The sequence below is a fragment of the Corallococcus sp. RDP092CA genome, assembly GCF_041903675.1.
In the GTDB taxonomy this organism is placed as follows: Bacteria; Myxococcota; Myxococcia; order Myxococcales; family Myxococcaceae; genus Corallococcus.
On the sequence record NZ_JAYESI010000034.1, the window covers coordinates 14,896 to 31,318 of the forward strand.

Genomic DNA, 16,423 nt, shown 5'->3' on the forward strand with positions numbered 1-16,423 from the left:
ACCGCGAACGCGCCAGCTAAGGTGGCGGCCATGAACCGCGAATACCACCGCTGGCACAGCCCGCGGCTGAACCGGGACATGGAAGTGCTGCTGTACGGGCACTCGGGCGAGCCCGTCATCCTGGTGCCCACCAGCAAGGGCCGCTTCTTCCAGGCCGAGGACTTCGGCCTCATCGCCGCCATCGCGGACGGCATCAACGCGGGCCGCTACGTCGTGGCGTGCGTGGACTCGGTGGACGAGGAGTCCTGGTACAACAAGGACGTCGCCCCCGCCGTGCGCGTGGCCCGCCACGCGCAGTGGGAGGACTACCTGCTGCATGAGGTGGTGCCGCTGGTGCGAGGCCGCTCCAACGGAGGCCGCCTCACGCTCGCCGGGTGCAGCCTGGGCGGCTTCCACACGTACAACGTGGGCCTGCGCCACCCGGACGTCTTCCAGCGCCTCATCTCCATGGGCGGCAAGTTCGAGACGGAGGACTTCCTCGACGGCCACCACGATGAGCAGGTGTACTTCCACACCGCGCCGCAGTGGCTGCCCAACCTGCACGACCCCCGGCTCCTGTCCGCCCTGCGCCGCGTGGAGATGACCCTGGCGGTGGGCGAGCACGACTTCTGCCGCCCCTCCAACGAGAACCTCTCCAAGGTCCTCTGGCAGAAGGACATCCGCAACGACCTGTCCATCTGGAACGGCGGCACCCACGACTGGCCCGTGTGGCGGCAGATGATCCGCCAGTACCTGCCGGCCTGAGCGCCGCGCCCCGGCGGGGACGCGGGACCCCGGACACGACAGAGCCTCCGGTCGGAAGGACCCGGAGGCTCGCGGGATGCGCCAGCGTGAACGCCGGAGGCACTACTCGATGGGCACGAACACCTTGAAGCCCGAGCGGCCGCTGTTCGTCGTGTTGCGCTCGATGAAGTCGCTGGCGGACGAGTGACCGTCGCCCAGGGTGACGGCCGTGTGGCCGTAGATGCTGCCCAGGCGCGTGGAGGTGCTCTCCCACGTGAGCACGAGGCCCGGAATCTTCAGCGCCTCCTCCAGGGACATGTCCACCTGGCGGAACTTGTCGCGCGGCAGGTTGTTGTCGATCTGGTTGCCGTTGCCCGACACGCCGATGCCCAGGGCGTTGCGGATGGCCCGGCTCACGCCCGTGGCGCACAGGCCCTGGCTGTTGTAGCCGCCCATGCCCATGGCCGCCGCGCGCGCCGCCTCCGCCAGCCGGCGACCCTTGTCGGTCCCGCCGGTGGGGGCCACGCCCGTCGGCCCGCCCACGTCCGCGCCGCCCGTGTTCCCCCCGCGAAGGCCCTGACGTCCCCCGCCGGCATCGAAGCTGTCGGTGCCCGAGTGGCCGATCTTCAGGTTGTTGCCCGAGAAGATGAGGTCCGGGTTGGAGATGTTGTTGTCCTTCGCCAGCTTCTGCACGGAGGTGCCAAAGCGCTGCGCGAGGGCGGAGAGGGTGTCACCAGGACGGATGCGGTAGTTGGACATGTAAGCTCCTGCACCCATTGTCGGGACTTCCTGATCCAGGTTGCGTCCGATTCCCAGATTCTTGGACTTTTCATCCAGGCTGCAAGTTTACACCAACATCAACCCTCCAGGGGCCGGAGGGTGCCGGCGCTGACGCGCAGGAAGCGCCACAGCACGGCGCCGGCCACGGTGATGAGGCCCGCGCACAGGCCCCACCAGATGCCCACCACGCCCATGCCCAGGTGGAAGCCCAGGAGCAGGGTCAGGGGCAGGCCCACGGCGTAGTGGCCCAGGATGTTGGCCACGAAGGTGAAGCGCGTCTGGCCGGCGCCGCGCAGCACGCCCGCGCCCACGCCCTGCACGCCGTCGAAGACCTGGAAGATGGCGCCCACCATCAGGAGGGGCAGCAGCAGCGGCAGCACCTCCGGCGGCGAACCGGCCAGCTTCGCCAGGCCCTGGGGGAAGAGCGCGAAGAGGAGCCCGCTGAGCGACATGGCCGCCGCGCCGGTGGCGAAGGCCATCAGGCCGCTGCGGCGGGCCTGCGGCGTGTCGTGCGCGCCCACGGCCCAGCCCACCCGCACGCTGCCCGCGTTGCCGATGCCCAGCGCCATGGTGAAGGTGAGGCTGGCGAAGGAGATGGCGATCTGGTGCGCGCCCACGCTCTCCGGCCCCAGCTTCGCGGACAGCACGCCCGCCAGCGCGAAGATGCCCACCTCGGCCGCGATGTGCAGGCCGATGGGCAGCCCCACCCGGAAGGCGCGCAGCTGGTCCGCCAGCACCGGCCTGCGCGACGGCGTGCCCGACACCGGGATGGCCTGCACCGCCCGCGCGACGATGAGCACCTCCAGCGCCGTGCACAGGAGGGTGGACAGCGCCGCGCCCGGCGCGCCCATGGCCGGCACCCGGGTGAGCGGCCCCGCCCACCCGGGCAGCGCCGCGCCGCCGAAGACGAACAGCGGCACCAGCATCACGTTGATGATGTTGGCCAGCACCGCGGACACCACCAGCGGCCGGGGCATCCCGATGGCCTGCAGGTACGCGCGCACCGTGAGGAAGATGAGCATCAGGGGCAGGCCCGGCGCGCGCAGGTGCAGGAAGGCGCGCACCTGGACGATCTGCTCCTCCGCCACGCCCACCCACGGCAGGCCGGACGGCACGGCGATGAGCACCGCCCACAGCACCACGCCCACGAACGCGGACAGCCACACGCCCTGCCACAGCACGTCCCGCGCGCGGCGCGGGTTGCCGGCGCCAATGGCCTGGGACACCAGCGGATCCACGCCCATCATCAGCCCCATCCCGAAGCTGCTGACGGCGAAGAAGAGGGCGTGGCTCAGGCCCACCGCCGCCAGGGCCGACGTGCCGGCCCGGCCGACGATGAAGGTGTCCGTCACGCCCATGAGGGACTGGCCCGCCTGCGCGATGCACAGGGGGATGGCCAGCCGCAGCAGGGCGCGCAGCTCCCCCCACGCGCCGCGGGCCGGGGGGGAGGACGACACGGAGGGCTCGACGGCGTCGGACGGCATGGCGGGGCCTATAGCCTCTTCGGGCCGGGATTGCGCTGACGCAAGCGACGCCATCCCCTCCCCGCCTGACCGCTCGCCCTCCCCCGTCAGGGCGTGCTGGCCGGGAACGGAACCGTGACGAGCGGCGTCTGGAGGCTGTCCACCTTCGACACGCGCACCCCCGCGTCGCTGATGGCGTAGACGTAGTCATCCGCCATCACGCTGCGGCGCACCTCCGGCGTGTAGTAGTAGCTCCACTCTGGCGCGCCCGCCTTCTTGAACAGGTCCGACATGGGCACCGCGCCCACCGGGGAGATGCCCGCCGCCAGGTCCACCCGGAACACGCGCAGCTCCGTGCGGAAGCTGGACCAGTAGTCCTCATACGTCGTGTAGGACGCGGAGTCCGTGAACGGGATGGCCACCAGGCCCTTGGCCGCGAAGTAGTTGAAGGCCTTGTGCTCGTAGAGGGCCTCGCTCCAGCCGTAGGCCTGGCCCACCAGCTGCGTGGAGACCTCCTTCGGGTTCGCCAGGTCGCCCACGTCGAAGAGGGACAGCTTCACGTTGCTCGTGCCGCAGCAGCCGCCGTTGGTCGGCTCCGTGTGGATGCCCAGGGTCAGCAGGTGGTGGTCCCCCACCGGGTGCATGTACGTGGAGAAGCCGGGCACCTTCAGCTCGCCCACCTTGCGCGGGTGCGCGGGGTCGCTCAGGTCGAACGTGAAGAGCGGATCCACCTGGAGGTAGGTGACGACGTAGCCGCGCGGGCCCACGAAGCGCGCGCTGAAGATGCGCTCGCCCTCGGCCAGGTCCTCGCTGCGGCCCAGCTCCGCCAGGCGCCCGTCCTGGACGCCCAGCGTCGTCACGCGGCTGGCCGTGGTGGTGCGTCCCCACCACCAGTCCTCGTGCTCCGGCTCCGGGACGCGGGTGGTCACCGTGGTGGCCAGGCGCAGCACGCCCTCGTACTCGTCCAGGGCGAACGGGTTGATGGGCGTGCCCTCCACCGTGCCGGAGCCCACGTACACCGCGCGGCCCGGCTGGCGCAGGTCGAACTTGTGCAGGTAGGTGAAGTCCTTCTGCCCCGGCTCCGGCCACCACCAGTAATGCGGGTGCGCCAGGTACAGCGACTCCCTGGACGCGTACACCGTGCCCGGCTCCGCCACCAGGCTGGTGCGCCCCGGCGCCGCCGTGCGCGCGTCCAGGTCCACCGAGGCCACCGTCACGAAGCCCAGCGCGGCCGGCGCGTTGCTCCGGTAGAAGTCACCGCAGGCCGTGGGCAGCGCCGTCTCCACGCCCGCCGCGTCCACGTGCCTGCCCGCGGGCAGCCACCGGTCCAGGGTGTTCGCGCGGATGCGCTTCTCGTTCTGGGCGATGAGCGCGTCGATGGCCTTCGTGAGCTTGCCCTCGTCCCGGTAGAGGTCCTCCGAGAAGTCCACCCAGAACCGCACGTCCTCCGGCCAGCGGAACGCGTCCGACAGCACCAGCCGCACGTGGCTGTCCACGCGGCGCGCCTGGTTGAAGACGCCGGGCAGGTAGAGCTGATCCACCACCGTGGGGTGCGCCACGTCCGACACGTCCACCGTGGTCACCTTGGTGCTGTCCGCGTTGTAGTAGCCGCACCCGAAGCCGTAGCAGGCCATGTCCGCGACGGGCGTCATGCCCCCGCCCGGTCCCGTGCCCGCCTTCGCCGGGGTGCCCGGCAGGGACAGCGCCACCTGCGAGACGATGACCAGCCGGTCGTGCTCGTCGAGCAGCATCTCCCGGGGCCAGCCCTCCACCTCCAGCGTCGCCGCCAGCGTGAGCTGCTCCGCGGGCCACGAGCGGTGCGCGTACAGCCGGTTGCCGGACAGCACGAAGATGCGCGTGCCGTCGTTCTGCACGAAGTCCGACTCGTGCACGCCCTCCACCTGGTTGTTGGTGCCGGTGGAGTCCTGGGGAGGCGGGGCGCCGTTGCCGCCGCCCGACGTCACCTCGCCGCCCGCGTCGTCGGCGGGCACCGGGCCGAAGACGATGCCGCCGCGCCCCCGGCCGAAGCGCTCCCAATAGCCGGGCTTCTGCTGCTCCAGCACCGTGCGCATCTGCTTCGTCGCGCTGTCCTCGATGTATTGCTCCAGCGCCGCGCAGTCGTTGAAGGTCTCCAGCCTCAGCGACTGCTGCACGGGTTGGTTCTCCAGGCCGTCCGGGGCCCTGCCGCCGTCACTACACCCCACCGCCAGGAGCGTGAGCCCCACCGTTCCGAAAAGGCTGATGCGCATGCGTGATTCCTCCCTCGAAAGCCTCGCGGGGCTCGGCGCATTGCCACGCCCATGCCAGGGGGGAATCCCGTCCGCACTGTCCGTGATTGCGGGGGGTTGGGGCGCGCGAGGGGTGGGACGCCGCTCTCAGAAACCTGAGGCGCGCACGCCCCCCGCGGGGGGAAAACCGTGGGTCTGGGGCACGAAGCGCACGAAGCGCTGCTGGAGCTGCGCGTCCATGCCCTCCAGCCGCAGCCCCATGCCCGTCTGCGAGCGGAACGCGCTGCCCATCCCGGGCGGGTTGCACCACGCCACCACCGCCTGCGCCTCGCAGGGCGTGCGCTGGCCGGCCATCACCAGCCGCAGGGACAGCCGCGAGCCCTCGCGCGCGGGCGTGAGCGTGCGCACGAAGAGGCCCTGGGGGCTGGCGTCATGGCTGAAGCCGCTGAGCGTGGGGCCGCCCTGGGTGCTGAACTCCACCACGGTGAAGAAGGGCACCCGCTCCGCGGCCCTCAGGGGGACCGTGCCCGGCGACAGGCGCGAGAGCACCTTCGCCAGCAGCTCGTCCGCGCCCAGCTGCCGCTTGAGCAGCAGCGGCGCGCCGCACAGCTCCTGCGCGCGCGCCAGCACGTCCGGCGCCTCCTCCACCCGCGACATCAGCACCAGCGGCTTGCGCGAGAACTGCTCCCGCAGGCGCGTGGCCAGCGCCAGGGCCTCTCGCGGCAGCCGGGACACGTCCACCACGAAGCCGTCCAGCCGCTCGCCCTGGGCCACGGCCTGCGCCGCCGCGTCGTCCAGGTCCTTGGCGTAGAGCACGTGCAGCCCCTCGTGCTCCAGCGCCCCGCCCAGGAAGGTGTGCAGGAAGCGGCCGCCCTCCACCAGCAGCACGCCCTTGCCGCGCGGCGGGCCCGTCCAGGCGCGCTCGCGCGACAGCCGCACCGCGGCCACCTTCGCCGCCAGCGCCTCCTGGCTCACCGGCTTGGGCAGGAAGTCATCCGCGCCCGCGCGCCCGCAGTGCATCACCTCGTGCGGCTCGTCCGCCGCCGTGAACATCACCACGGGCACGTGGCGCCCCGCCGGGTGCGCCTTGACCAGGCGGCAGGCCTCGTCCCCCTGGAGCTTCTCCAGGTGCAGGTCCATCAGGATGAGCGCCGGCGTCCGCTGCGACAGCTCCGCCAGGCACGCGTCCGCCCCCTCCAGCCCCACCACGTCGCAGCCCATGCGCGACAGGTGCAGCCGCATCACGTCCCGCGCCGTCCGCGAGTCGTCCACCACGAAGACCAAGTCTCTCGGGCGCGGAGAAGAACCGGGGGTCATCATGACTCCCGGAGATAAGCGGACTCCGGGAAAGGCACCACGGACCTGACGCGACAACGTGCGCTGGTGGACGCCTCTTCCGCGTGGCGCAGGACGTCAGCCCCGGGGCTCGGCGCGGCCGGACAGCAGCTTCGTGAGCTGACGGGCAATGAGGGCGCACTGCGCGGCGTCCCCGGCGGCCAGCGCCTCCTTGCCGCCCACCAGCAGCTGCTGCACGGTGCCCACGGCCGACTCGGCCTCCGGGCTGGGGTTCTCCCGGGCGCTCTGCTGGAGCAGGCGCGCCAGCTTCTCCCCGCGCTCCAGCAGCTTGCGGAAGGTCTCCTCCGCCTTGCGCGCGTCCACCACGCCCTGCGCGTGGGCGTAGTGGGACTGCTCCTGGCCCAGCTTCTCCGCCTCGGCCTGCGGCAGGCCGGCCCGGGCCTCCAGGCGCACCAGCTCCATGTTTCCGGAGGTCAGGTCGGTGGCCTTCACCGCGAGGATGCCCTCGCCGGACAGCTCGAAGACGACCTCCAGCGGCGTCTCCCCGCGGTTGGCGACGTGCAGGTTCTTGAGGACCACCTCGCCCAGCTTGTGGTTCTCGTCCTGGAACTCGCTCTCCCCCTGGTACACGGGGATGCGCGCCTCCGCCTGGCCGGAGGTGCCCGGGAAGAAGATGTCCGTCGCCACCACGGGCACGCCCGTGTTCTTGGGGATGAGCCGCTTCACGCGCCCGCCCATCACGCCCACGCCCAGGCTCTGGCTGGCCACGTCCAGCAGCAGCGCCTGCCCCGCCTGCCGCACCAGCTCATCCGCCTGCACCGCGGCGCCCAGCGCCACGGCCTCGTCCGGGTGCACGTCCGTGGAGGGCGCGCGGCCGAAGAAGTCCGCCACCAGCCGGCGCACCAGCGGCACGCGGGTCATCCCGCCCACCAGCAGCACCACGTCCACCGAGCGCGGATCCATCCGCGCCTCCGCCATCACGCTCTGGCAGACCTCCAGGCACCGGCGCGACAGCGGCTCGGACAGCGTCTCGAAGAAGCCGCGGGTGAGCGCGGTGTTGATCTCCGTGAAGCGCTTCACGCCCGCCGCGTGGTCCCCCAGGCCGGACACGGAGATGGTGGCCTCCTCGTGGTCGGTGAGCTCGCGCTTGGCCGCCTCCGCCGCCACCTTCAGGCGCCGCAGCGACTGCGCGTCGCGGGAGACCGCCTCCTGGAAGGAGTCCTCCACCTGCGCCAGCAGCCACTGGACGATGCGCTGATCGAAGTCCTCGCCGCCCAGCGCGTGGTCGCCGCCCGTGGCCTTCACCTCGAAGACGCCGGCCTTCACGTCCAGGATGGACACGTCGAAGGTGCCGCCGCCCAGGTCGAACACCAGCGCGCTGCCCTCGAAGCCGCGCGACAGGCCGTACGCCAGCGCCGCCGCGGTGGGCTCGTTGACCAGCCGCACCACCTCCAGCCCCGCGATGGCCGCCGCCTCCCGCGTGGCCTGGCGCTGGTTGTCGTCGAAGTTGGCGGGGACGGTGATGACGCACTTGCGCACGTCGCGCCCGAAGTGGGCCTGCGCGTCCAGGCGCAGCTCGCCCAGGATGAAGGCGGACACCTGCGTCACGGGCATCACGCGGCCGGACATCTTCACGCGCACGTCGCCCGTGGGCCCGGCCACCAGGGGATACGGCACCACCACCTTCGCCTGCTGCACCAGCTCCGGCGTGTAGCGGCGCCCCAGGAAGCGCTTGGTGGCCCACACCACCGCGTCCGGGTGCTCCTCCCCCAGGGCCTGGGCGGGCTGCCCCACCAGGCGGTCTCCCGCCCGGGTGAGGCCCACCACCGACGGCGTGAGGCGCCCTCCCGCACGCGAGGGGATGAGCCGCGGACGCCCGTCTTCCACGGTCGCCACGACGCTGTTGGTGGTGCCCAGGTCGATGCCAATGACAGGTTCTTGCATGGCGAGGGTGGGGCCACGCTACGGGCAAGGGCCGCTTCCGCCAAGTCCTGTCGCATGCACGCCGTCCGCTGCCGGGCGCCGGACTGCCTCGGGGGGCCCTCGGACCGCCGCCAGCGCACACGCCGGACGCGCCCGGCCGCCCGCCGCCCCCGGACCCCCGAGGGGCGCCGGCATCCATTGCCGCCAGGGACGCCCCATGCTAAGGGCGCCAGCGTCATGGTGAACGTCTCCATCGCCCGCCGCTACGCCCGCGCCATCCTCGACGTCGCAGCGGAAGGCAACCGCACCGACGCCGTCGCCGAGCAGCTCAACGCCTTCGCCGCCGTCGTGGCCCAGAGCCCCGAGCTGTCGGACGTGCTGCTCAACCCCGCCTACAGCCGCGCCCAGCGCAGCCGCGTGGTGGAGGCCCTGCTCCAGACCCTGCCGTCCCCGGCGGAGCCCGCGCTGGCCAACGCGCTGCGCCTGCTGGTGGACCGCAACCGCCTGGGCTACCTGCCGGACATCGCCCGGCTCTACCGCGACATGGCGGACGCCCGCGCGGGCCGCGTCCGGGGCCAGGTCACCAGCGCCGTGCCGCTCACCCCGGACGCCGTCACCCAGTTGCAGCAGTCGCTCCAGCAGCTCACCCAGCGCAACGTCGTGCTGGAGACCCGCGTGGATCCCTCCCTCCTCGGCGGCGTGGCCGCCCAGGTCGGTGGCACCCTCTACGACGGCACCCTGCGCACCCAGCTGGAGCAGCTGCGCCGCGAGCTGAAGTAGCCGCGCCCCCACCCCCGGTGCGCCCAACGTGCCGGGTTGTCCGGGCTGCCCCGCAGTCCTAGCCAAACCTGTATTTCCCGCTGGCTCGGGGAATGGGTATACTTCTGGTCAACGCGGACAAGCCCGCGTTTTCCGAGACGACCCGCCCATGCCGCAGCCCGTGTTCCAACGGCTTCCCGGAGCCCTTCCGTCACCGGGGGTTCCCGAGGAGACCCTGCCCTTCCTGGGCGCGTTGCTCAACGCGCCGGGTTGGGGGGTGGCGCTGGTGGATGGGGACTCCCGCCTCGTCTGGATGAACGACCTGCTGGCGTCGCTGTGCGGCCGGCCGGCGGGGCTGTGCGTGGGGCGCCTCCTGCCGGAGGCGTGGCCGGGCCTGGCGCCGCCCCTGTCGCTGCTGCTGGCGCGGGCGCAGTCCGGGGAGCGCGTGGCGGAGGAGCAGGTGTCGGGCCGCTTCGGCGAGGTGGGCACGCTGCGCCACCTGAGCGTGAGCGCCATGCCGGCGGGCCCGGCGGGAGCGCTGCTGCTGCTGCGGGACACCTCCGCGCGCCTGCGCGAGGAGGCGGCCCTGCGCGCGAGCGAGGAGCACATGCGCTCCATCGTGGAGATCTCCTGCGACGGGTACTTCTTCCACGACCGCGGGCAGTTCCTGGACATCAGCCCCGGCCTGGGGCGCCTCCTGGGGTACTACGAGACGGCGGAGCTGATCGGCCGGAACATCCTGGAGTGCGTGGCGCCGGAGTTCCGCGCCCCCGCCCGCGACGTGATGGAGCGCGGCGTGGAGGCCCCCTACGAGCTGGCCGTGCTCCACCGCGACGGCCGCCGCATCCCCGTGGAGGTCATGGGCCGGCCGGCCACGTACCAGGGCCGCGCGGTGCGCATGGGCGCGGTGTGGGACGTGAGCATCCGCAAGGCCGCCGAGGAGCGCCTGGCGCGGATGGAGCACTTCCGCGACCAGTTCCTGGACGCCGCGGGGGACGGCTTCAAGGCCCCGCTCCAGACGCTCCAGCACGAGGTGCTCGCGCTCCAGCACGCGCCGGCGATGCCGGAGGACCTGACCGAGCAGGTAGGGCGGGTGGGCCAGGGGGTGCGCCGGGTGGAGCGGCTGATCCGCCAGCTGCTGGACTTCACCCGCGCCCGGCTGTCCAACGGCCTGCCCGTGCACCCCGCCCCGGTCCACCTGGGCGCGCTGGCCGAGCGGGTGGTGGCGGACCGGCAGCGGTCCCACCCGGGCCGCGACGTGCGGCTCGTCCTGGGCGGGGACCTGAAGGGCACCTGGGACGGCGAGCGGCTCCACCAGCTGATGGACTCGCTGGTGGCCAACGCCCTGCACCACGGCCCGGTGACCTCTTCCGTGGTGCTCCAGCTGACGGGGCGCTGGGACGGGGTGACGGTGCAGGTGCACGACCCGGAGTGCCGGGTGCCGCCGGAGCACCAGGGCACCCTCTTCGAGCCGTTCAAGCACCGCGCCTGGTGCGCCGCCGACGACGGGCTGGGGCTGTCGCTCTTCATCGTCCGGCAGATCGCCCTGGCCCACGGGGGGCGCGTCTCCGTGGAGTCGGGGGCGGCGGACGGCACCCGGTTCATCGTGTGGCTGCCCCGCGAGGACGGCTCCCCGGCGTCCGGCGCGTGAGGCCGGGCCCGACGCCGGGCTCGCCGGGGCGGCGGGCGGGCGGGGCCCCTCACGTCCGGGACACCGGCTTACGTGCGCGATAAAGGGGCCCCGGGGTGGGGGAAGGCCCTGGCGCGTGGTGCGTTGCGAGAGTCCCGGTGGCCGTGATAGGGGGCCACCCGGTACATCAAGCTTCGTGGCGGCCAACCCCGTTCCTTCGGGCCGCCCCCTCCGCAAGGACGCAAGACCCCCATGGAAATCCGCGCCGACGAGATCAGCAGAATCATCCGGGAGCAGATCAAGGATTACGGCAAGAAGGTCACCGTCGCCGAGACCGGCACCGTGCTGTCCGTGGGCGACGGTATCGCCCGCGTGTACGGCCTGGAGGGCGCGCTCGCCGGTGAGCTGGTGGAGTTCGCCAACGGCGTGCAGGGCCTGGTCCTCAACCTGGAAGAGGACAACGTCGGCATCGCCATCATGGGTGACTTCAAGGACATCCGCGAGGGTGACTCCGTGAAGCGCACCGGGCAGATCGCCTCCGTGCCGGTGGGCAAGGGCCTGCTGGGCCGCGTGGTGAACGCGCTGGGCCAGCCGGTGGACGGCAAGGGCCCCATCGAGGCCACCGAGCACCGCCGCCTGGAGGTGAAGGCGCCCGGCATCGTGAAGCGCAAGTCCGTGCACGAGCCCCTGCAGACGGGCATCAAGGCGCTGGACGCGCTGGTGCCGGTGGGCCGCGGTCAGCGCGAGCTCATCATCGGTGACCGCCAGACGGGCAAGACGGCCGTCGCGGTGGACGCCATCATCAACCAGAAGGGCCTGGGCGTTTACTGCATCTACGTCGCCATCGGGCAGAAGCAGTCCACCGTCGCGCAGGTGGTGGAGAAGCTGACCCGCTACGGCGCCATGGAGTACACGACGGTCGTCGCGGCGAACGCGTCCGACCCGGCGCCCATGCAGTACTTCGCGCCGTACGCGGGCGTGGCCATCGGCGAGTACTTCCGCGACAACAAGATGCACGGCCTCATCGTGTACGACGACCTCTCCAAGCAGGCCGTGGCGTACCGCCAGCTGTCGCTGCTGCTGCGCCGCCCGCCGGGCCGCGAGGCGTACCCGGGCGACGTGTTCTACATCCACAGCCGCCTGCTGGAGCGCGCCGCCAAGCTGTCCGACGAGGAGGGCGCGGGCTCCCTCACGGCGCTCCCCATCATCGAGACGCAGGCGGGTGACGTGTCCGCCTACATCCCGACGAACGTCATCTCCATCACCGACGGGCAGATCTTCCTGGAGACGGACCTGTTCTTCTCCGGCGTCCGCCCGGCCATCAACGTCGGTCTCTCCGTGTCCCGCGTGGGCTCCGCGGCGCAGATCAAGGCCATGAAGCAGGTCGCGGGCTCCATGAAGCTGGAGCTGGCGCAGTACCGCGAGCTGGCCGCCTTCGCCCAGTTCGGCTCCGACCTGGACAAGGCCACGCAGGAGACGCTGGCGCGCGGCGCCCGCATGGTGGAGCTGCTCAAGCAGGGCCAGTACGAGCCGCTCTCCGTCGAGCGTCAGGTCATCCAGATCTACGCCGCCACGAACAAGGACGACGCCGCCAAGCGCGGGTGGATCCGCAACGTGCCGGTGAGCGACGTGGTCCGCTGGATGAAGGAGATGCTGGAGTTCGTGGACAGCAAGTACGCGAGCCTCGTCCAGGACCTGGTCGCCAAGCGCGAGCTGACCGCCGACATCAAGGCGACCCTCAACAAGGCGCTCACCGAGTTCAACGAGCTGTTCCAGCCGACCCCCGGCGCCAAGGTCTAGGCCGCGCCCCACGCGCGGCGCCGCAGCGACAGCCCCGTCCTCCCTTCACCCGGGAGGCGGGGCTTTTCGTTGGCCCGCGTGGGGGAGGCGCGGCGTCAGCGCAGCCGGGGCAGGATGGCGCGCAGGCTCTTGTCCGCGCTGCCCCGCGCGCCCAGCCGCTGCACGGCGGCGCGCTCGTAGGGCATCACGTTGGCGCGCTCCACCAGTTGCACGTGCGCGCCCAGCGCGGCGGGCATGGCCAGGTCCAGCTCGAAGATGTCGCCCGCGACGAGCGTGGACTCCGGGCCCGTGTGCGTGGCGTCCCAGATGCGCTTGAGCGCGGAGAAGTAGCGCCCGCGCCGCAGGTACACCGGCCGGCCCAGCACGCCGTCCAGGTGGAGCGCCTCCGGCAGCGCGTCGAACCGCGCGTCCTTCGGCTCCGCTTCCTCCAGCTGGAACTTGCGCGCGTCGCCGAAGACCTTCAGCCGCTCGCGGCCCTTGGGGGCCAGCCTGTCCAGCTTCGCCTCCACCAGCTCCGTGTGCGCGTTCGTCACCACCGACACGGGCAGGCCCGTCTCGAGCAGCGCCTCCAGCACCTCCTTCGCCTCCGCCTTGAAGGCCGTGGCCGAGTGCCGGTACGCGTCCCGGTACAGCGTCTGCACCGTGTCCGTGCGCACGGCCTCGTCGTCGCCCTTGCCGAAGCGCTTGAGCAGCCGGTGCGCGGTGCAGGTGGCCGTCAGGTACGGATCCGCGGTGGCCGGCGCGACGATGCGCCCCCCCACCTCCCAGCCGTACTGGTCCACGCCCTCATTCAGCGCGGCGACCTCCTCCGCCCACGCCTGGGACGCGTCCTGCCCCAGCACCCGGTACAGCGCGTCCTGGAAGTGCCGCTGGAAGGGCTCGCCCTCCGCCAGCACGTCCGTGAAGGTCCCATCGAAGTCCAGCACCACGCACGCGATTCCCATCCAGATGTCCTTGCGGCAGCCCGGCCGCTGGAAAGCGCGACCGTGAACGAAAGCCCCGAATGACGCCCCGTCGGCGGCCCCGAATCAAGCCCCCCTGCCCTGCTCCTGGGCGGAGCCAGATGCCAACTCCCGGAAAGCCGGATCCAACCGGGGTCGGGTGGTCCCGGTTCGCCGCCACGCCCACCGTAGAGCCTCCCGCGGGGGAGGGGGGCTCCGCGCCCATGTCCGAGCCGACTGGCACCTTTCTGGCGGAATCCACTCCCGTGCCGCAGGAGTGGCTGCGCACGGTGTTGCAGCTCCTGCCCGTGGGGGTCGTCATCGTGGACACGGCGGGCCGGCTGCTCGCCGCCAACGCCGCCGCCAGGGCGCTGTGGGGACAGGCCGCGCTGGCGGGGATGCGGCTGGAGCGCTTCGGCGCCTTCGAGGCGTACTGGCCCGGCACGGGCAAGCGCCTGCGCGGCGAGGAGTGGGCCGTGGCGCGCACGCTGCGCAACCGGCGGACCATCTCCAACGAGGAGGTGGACATCGTCGGGAAGGACGGCGCGCGCCGCACCATCCTCAACTCCGCGGCGCCGCTGTACTCGTCCGGGGGCCGGCTGGTGGGCGCGGTGAACATCAACGTGGACATCACCAAGCGCAAGGCCACCGAGCGCGCGGAGTTCTTCGTCAGCGAGGCGAGCCGGCTGCTCGCCGAGTCCTTGGACTGGGAGACGACGCTCAAGGCCGTGGCGCGGCTGGCCACGCTGGAGTGGGCGGACTACTGCATGGTGGACGTGCTGGGCCCGGACGGCGTGCTGCACCGGCTCGCGGTGAGCGCGAAGGACCCCAGGCGGCAGGCGCTGCTCGACCAGCTCCTCCCCTTCCCGCCGCGGACCGGCTCGCGCTCGCCGCTCGACCGCGTGTTCACGCGAGGCAAGCCCGTGCTCATCGCGGACATCAAGCCCCGGTGGCTGGACGTCGTGGCCCGCGAGCCGGAGCACCGCCGGCTGCTGGAGGCGCTGGCGCCGCGCTCGTCCATGCTGCTGCCCCTGGCGGTGGGACGGCGCCGCTTCGGCCTCATCAACCTGGTGTCCGCGTCGCCCGCGCGCCGCTACACGAAGCACGACCTGGGGTATGCCACGGAGTTCGCGCGCCGCGCCGCCCTGGCGGTGGAGAGCGCCCGGCTGTACCGCGAGGCCCGCGAGGCCCTGCGCGAGCGCGACGCCTCCGCGGCCATGCTGGAGGCCTTCTTCGCCGCGTCCCCGGTGGGCATGGGCTTCGTGGACCCAGACGTGCGCTATGTGCGGCTCAACAAGGTCGTCGCGGAGAACAACGGCATCCCCCTGGAGAAGCACCTGGGCCTCACGCCCCGCGAGCTGATGGGCCCCGCGGGCGGCCCCATCGAGGACCTGCTGCGCAAGGTGCTGGAGTCGGAGGTGGCCGTGGTGGACGACATGGTGGAGTACGTCGCCGGCCAGGAGCCGCGCACCTTCCTGGCCACGTACTTCCCGGTGCGCTCGGGCACGGAGCTGCTGGGCGTGGGCGGCGTGGTGCGCGAGATCACCGAGCAGCGCCGCATGGAGACGCACCTGCGCTTCCTCACGGACGCGACCACGCGGCTGGCCACGTCCCTGGACTGGCGCACCACCGTGCGCAACGTGGCGGAGCTGGTGGTGGAGCAGCTGGCGGACTACTGCCTGGTGGACATGCTGGGCGAGGACGGCGAGCACCTGGAGCGCGTGGAGCGCCGCGCCCGCGACGACGCGCTCCAGGCCCAGCTGGAGAAGTCCATGCCCTTCGCCCCGCCCCCCGGCGCCCAGACCGCCCTGCGCCGGGTGCTGGAGACGGGGCGCTCGGAGCTGGTGGTCGAGGTGGACGAGGCCGCCCTGCGCGCCTTCGCCGTCAACGACGCGCACCGGGAGATCCTGGAGGGGCTGGACCCGCGCTCGGTGATGGTCGTCCCGCTGATGGCGCGCGGGCGCACGCTGGGCGTCGTGAGCGCGGCGACGTGCTCTCCCACGCGGCGCTTCAGCACGCGGGACCTGTCGCAGCTGGAGGACCTGGCCTGGCGCGCGGCGCTGGCCGTGGACAACGCGCTGCTGTACCGGAAGGCGGAGCTGGCCGTGGCCGCGCGCGACGAGTTCGTGGCCGTGGCGACGCACGAGCTGCGCACGCCCCTGTCCGCGCTGCACCTGCAGCTGTCGTCGCTCCAGCGCACGGTGGACAAGCTGCCGTCGGACGAGTCGGAGCGGCTGGGCCAGGGCCTGCAAGGGGCGCTGCGACAGGCGGACCGGCTGACGCGGCTGGTCTCGCACCTGTTCGACGTGGCGCGGCTGGGCACGGGGCAGATGGCGCTGGAGCTGGAGGCGGTGGAGCTGTCCTCGCTGGTGCACGCGCTGGTGGCGCGGATGGAGGACGCGCTGGCCACCGCGGGCTGCGTGGCGGTGGTGCACGCGGACGCGCCGGTGGTGGCGCGGGCGGACCGGCCGCGCGTGGAGCAGGTGCTGATGAACCTGCTCACCAACGCGATGAAGTACGCGCCGGGCCTGCCCGTGGAGCTGTACGTGGAGCGCGACGGCGACAGGGCCGTCATCGCCGTGCGCGACTGGGGCCCGGGCATCCCCCCGGAGGCGCGAGAGCGCATCTTCGAGCGCTTCACGCGCAACAGCGGCGAGCACTCGCGCGCGAGCCTGGGCCTGGGCCTCTACATCTCCCGGCAGCTCGCCCGCGCGCACGGCGGCGACCTGCTCGTGGAGGCGCCACCCGAGGGGCCCGGCTCGCGCTTCGTGCTGCACCTGCCCCGGTGGAAGAAACCGTCAGGAGCGGCACCGGACTGAGGCATGCGGGCGGTGTCGCACGGCGCCACCTTGCCGCCCACCCCCGGGGGGCCATTACCCT

The 16,423-nt window shown here is 72.4% G+C and carries 11 protein-coding genes; 5 read left to right on the forward strand and 6 right to left on the reverse strand.

Annotated features, from left to right (window positions below; all coding sequences use genetic code 11):
* The first annotated feature begins 30 nt into the window (after positions 1-30).
* The gene (locus U8525_RS28310) at positions 31-744 is read left to right on the forward strand and encodes an esterase family protein (protein WP_374269814.1); all 714 of its coding nucleotides are present in this window, start codon (positions 31-33) and stop codon (positions 742-744) included.
* Between the two features lie 102 nt (positions 745-846).
* Here the strand turns inward: U8525_RS28310 and U8525_RS28315 are convergent, their stop codons facing one another.
* The 5 genes from U8525_RS28315 to U8525_RS28335 form a co-directional block, all read right to left on the reverse strand.
* Positions 847-1,482: a LysM domain-containing protein gene (locus tag U8525_RS28315; protein WP_374269815.1), complete on the reverse strand. Its 636-nt coding sequence runs from the start codon at positions 1,480-1,482 to the stop codon at positions 847-849.
* Between the two features lie 98 nt (positions 1,483-1,580).
* Positions 1,581-2,987 (reverse strand): MATE family efflux transporter, encoded by a 1,407-nt coding sequence (locus tag U8525_RS28320; RefSeq protein WP_374269816.1) that lies wholly within the window; start codon positions 2,985-2,987, stop codon positions 1,581-1,583.
* An 86-nt stretch (positions 2,988-3,073) separates the two neighbouring features.
* The gene (locus U8525_RS28325) at positions 3,074-5,215 is read right to left on the reverse strand and encodes a beta-propeller domain-containing protein (RefSeq protein ID WP_374269817.1); all 2,142 of its coding nucleotides are present in this window, start codon (positions 5,213-5,215) and stop codon (positions 3,074-3,076) included.
* A gap of 126 nt (positions 5,216-5,341) precedes the next feature.
* Positions 5,342-6,469, reverse strand: a complete 1,128-nt coding sequence (locus U8525_RS28330; RefSeq protein ID WP_374269818.1) for a TIGR02266 family protein — start codon at positions 6,467-6,469, stop codon at positions 5,342-5,344.
* Between the two features lie 138 nt (positions 6,470-6,607).
* Entirely contained in the window at positions 6,608-8,434 is a 1,827-nt protein-coding gene (locus tag U8525_RS28335; RefSeq protein ID WP_374269819.1) for an Hsp70 family protein, read from the reverse strand.
* 216 nt (positions 8,435-8,650) lie between these two features.
* Here U8525_RS28335 and atpH point away from each other — a divergent pair, with 216 nt between their 5' ends.
* From atpH to atpA, 3 genes are all read left to right on the forward strand, one after another.
* On the forward strand, positions 8,651-9,193 hold the full coding sequence (atpH, locus tag U8525_RS28340) for an ATP synthase F1 subunit delta (protein ID WP_374269820.1): 543 nt from the start codon (positions 8,651-8,653) through the stop codon (positions 9,191-9,193).
* Positions 9,194-9,341: 148 nt separating this feature from the next.
* Positions 9,342-10,823, forward strand: a complete 1,482-nt coding sequence (locus tag U8525_RS28345) for a PAS domain S-box protein (RefSeq protein WP_374269821.1) — start codon at positions 9,342-9,344, stop codon at positions 10,821-10,823.
* 231 nt (positions 10,824-11,054) lie between these two features.
* A complete protein-coding gene (gene atpA / locus U8525_RS28350) occupies positions 11,055-12,602 on the forward strand; it encodes a F0F1 ATP synthase subunit alpha (protein ID WP_374269822.1) in 1,548 nt (515 codons plus the stop codon).
* Between the two features lie 95 nt (positions 12,603-12,697).
* Here atpA and U8525_RS28355 read toward each other — a convergent pair whose 3' ends face one another.
* Positions 12,698-13,546: an HAD family hydrolase gene (locus U8525_RS28355; RefSeq protein WP_374269823.1), complete on the reverse strand. Its 849-nt coding sequence runs from the start codon at positions 13,544-13,546 to the stop codon at positions 12,698-12,700.
* A gap of 221 nt (positions 13,547-13,767) precedes the next feature.
* On the opposite strand from U8525_RS28355, the gene U8525_RS28360 reads away from it, so the two are divergent.
* A complete protein-coding gene (locus U8525_RS28360) occupies positions 13,768-16,362 on the forward strand; it encodes a PAS domain-containing protein (RefSeq protein WP_374269824.1) in 2,595 nt (864 codons plus the stop codon).
* The last annotated feature ends 61 nt before the right edge of the window (positions 16,363-16,423 follow it).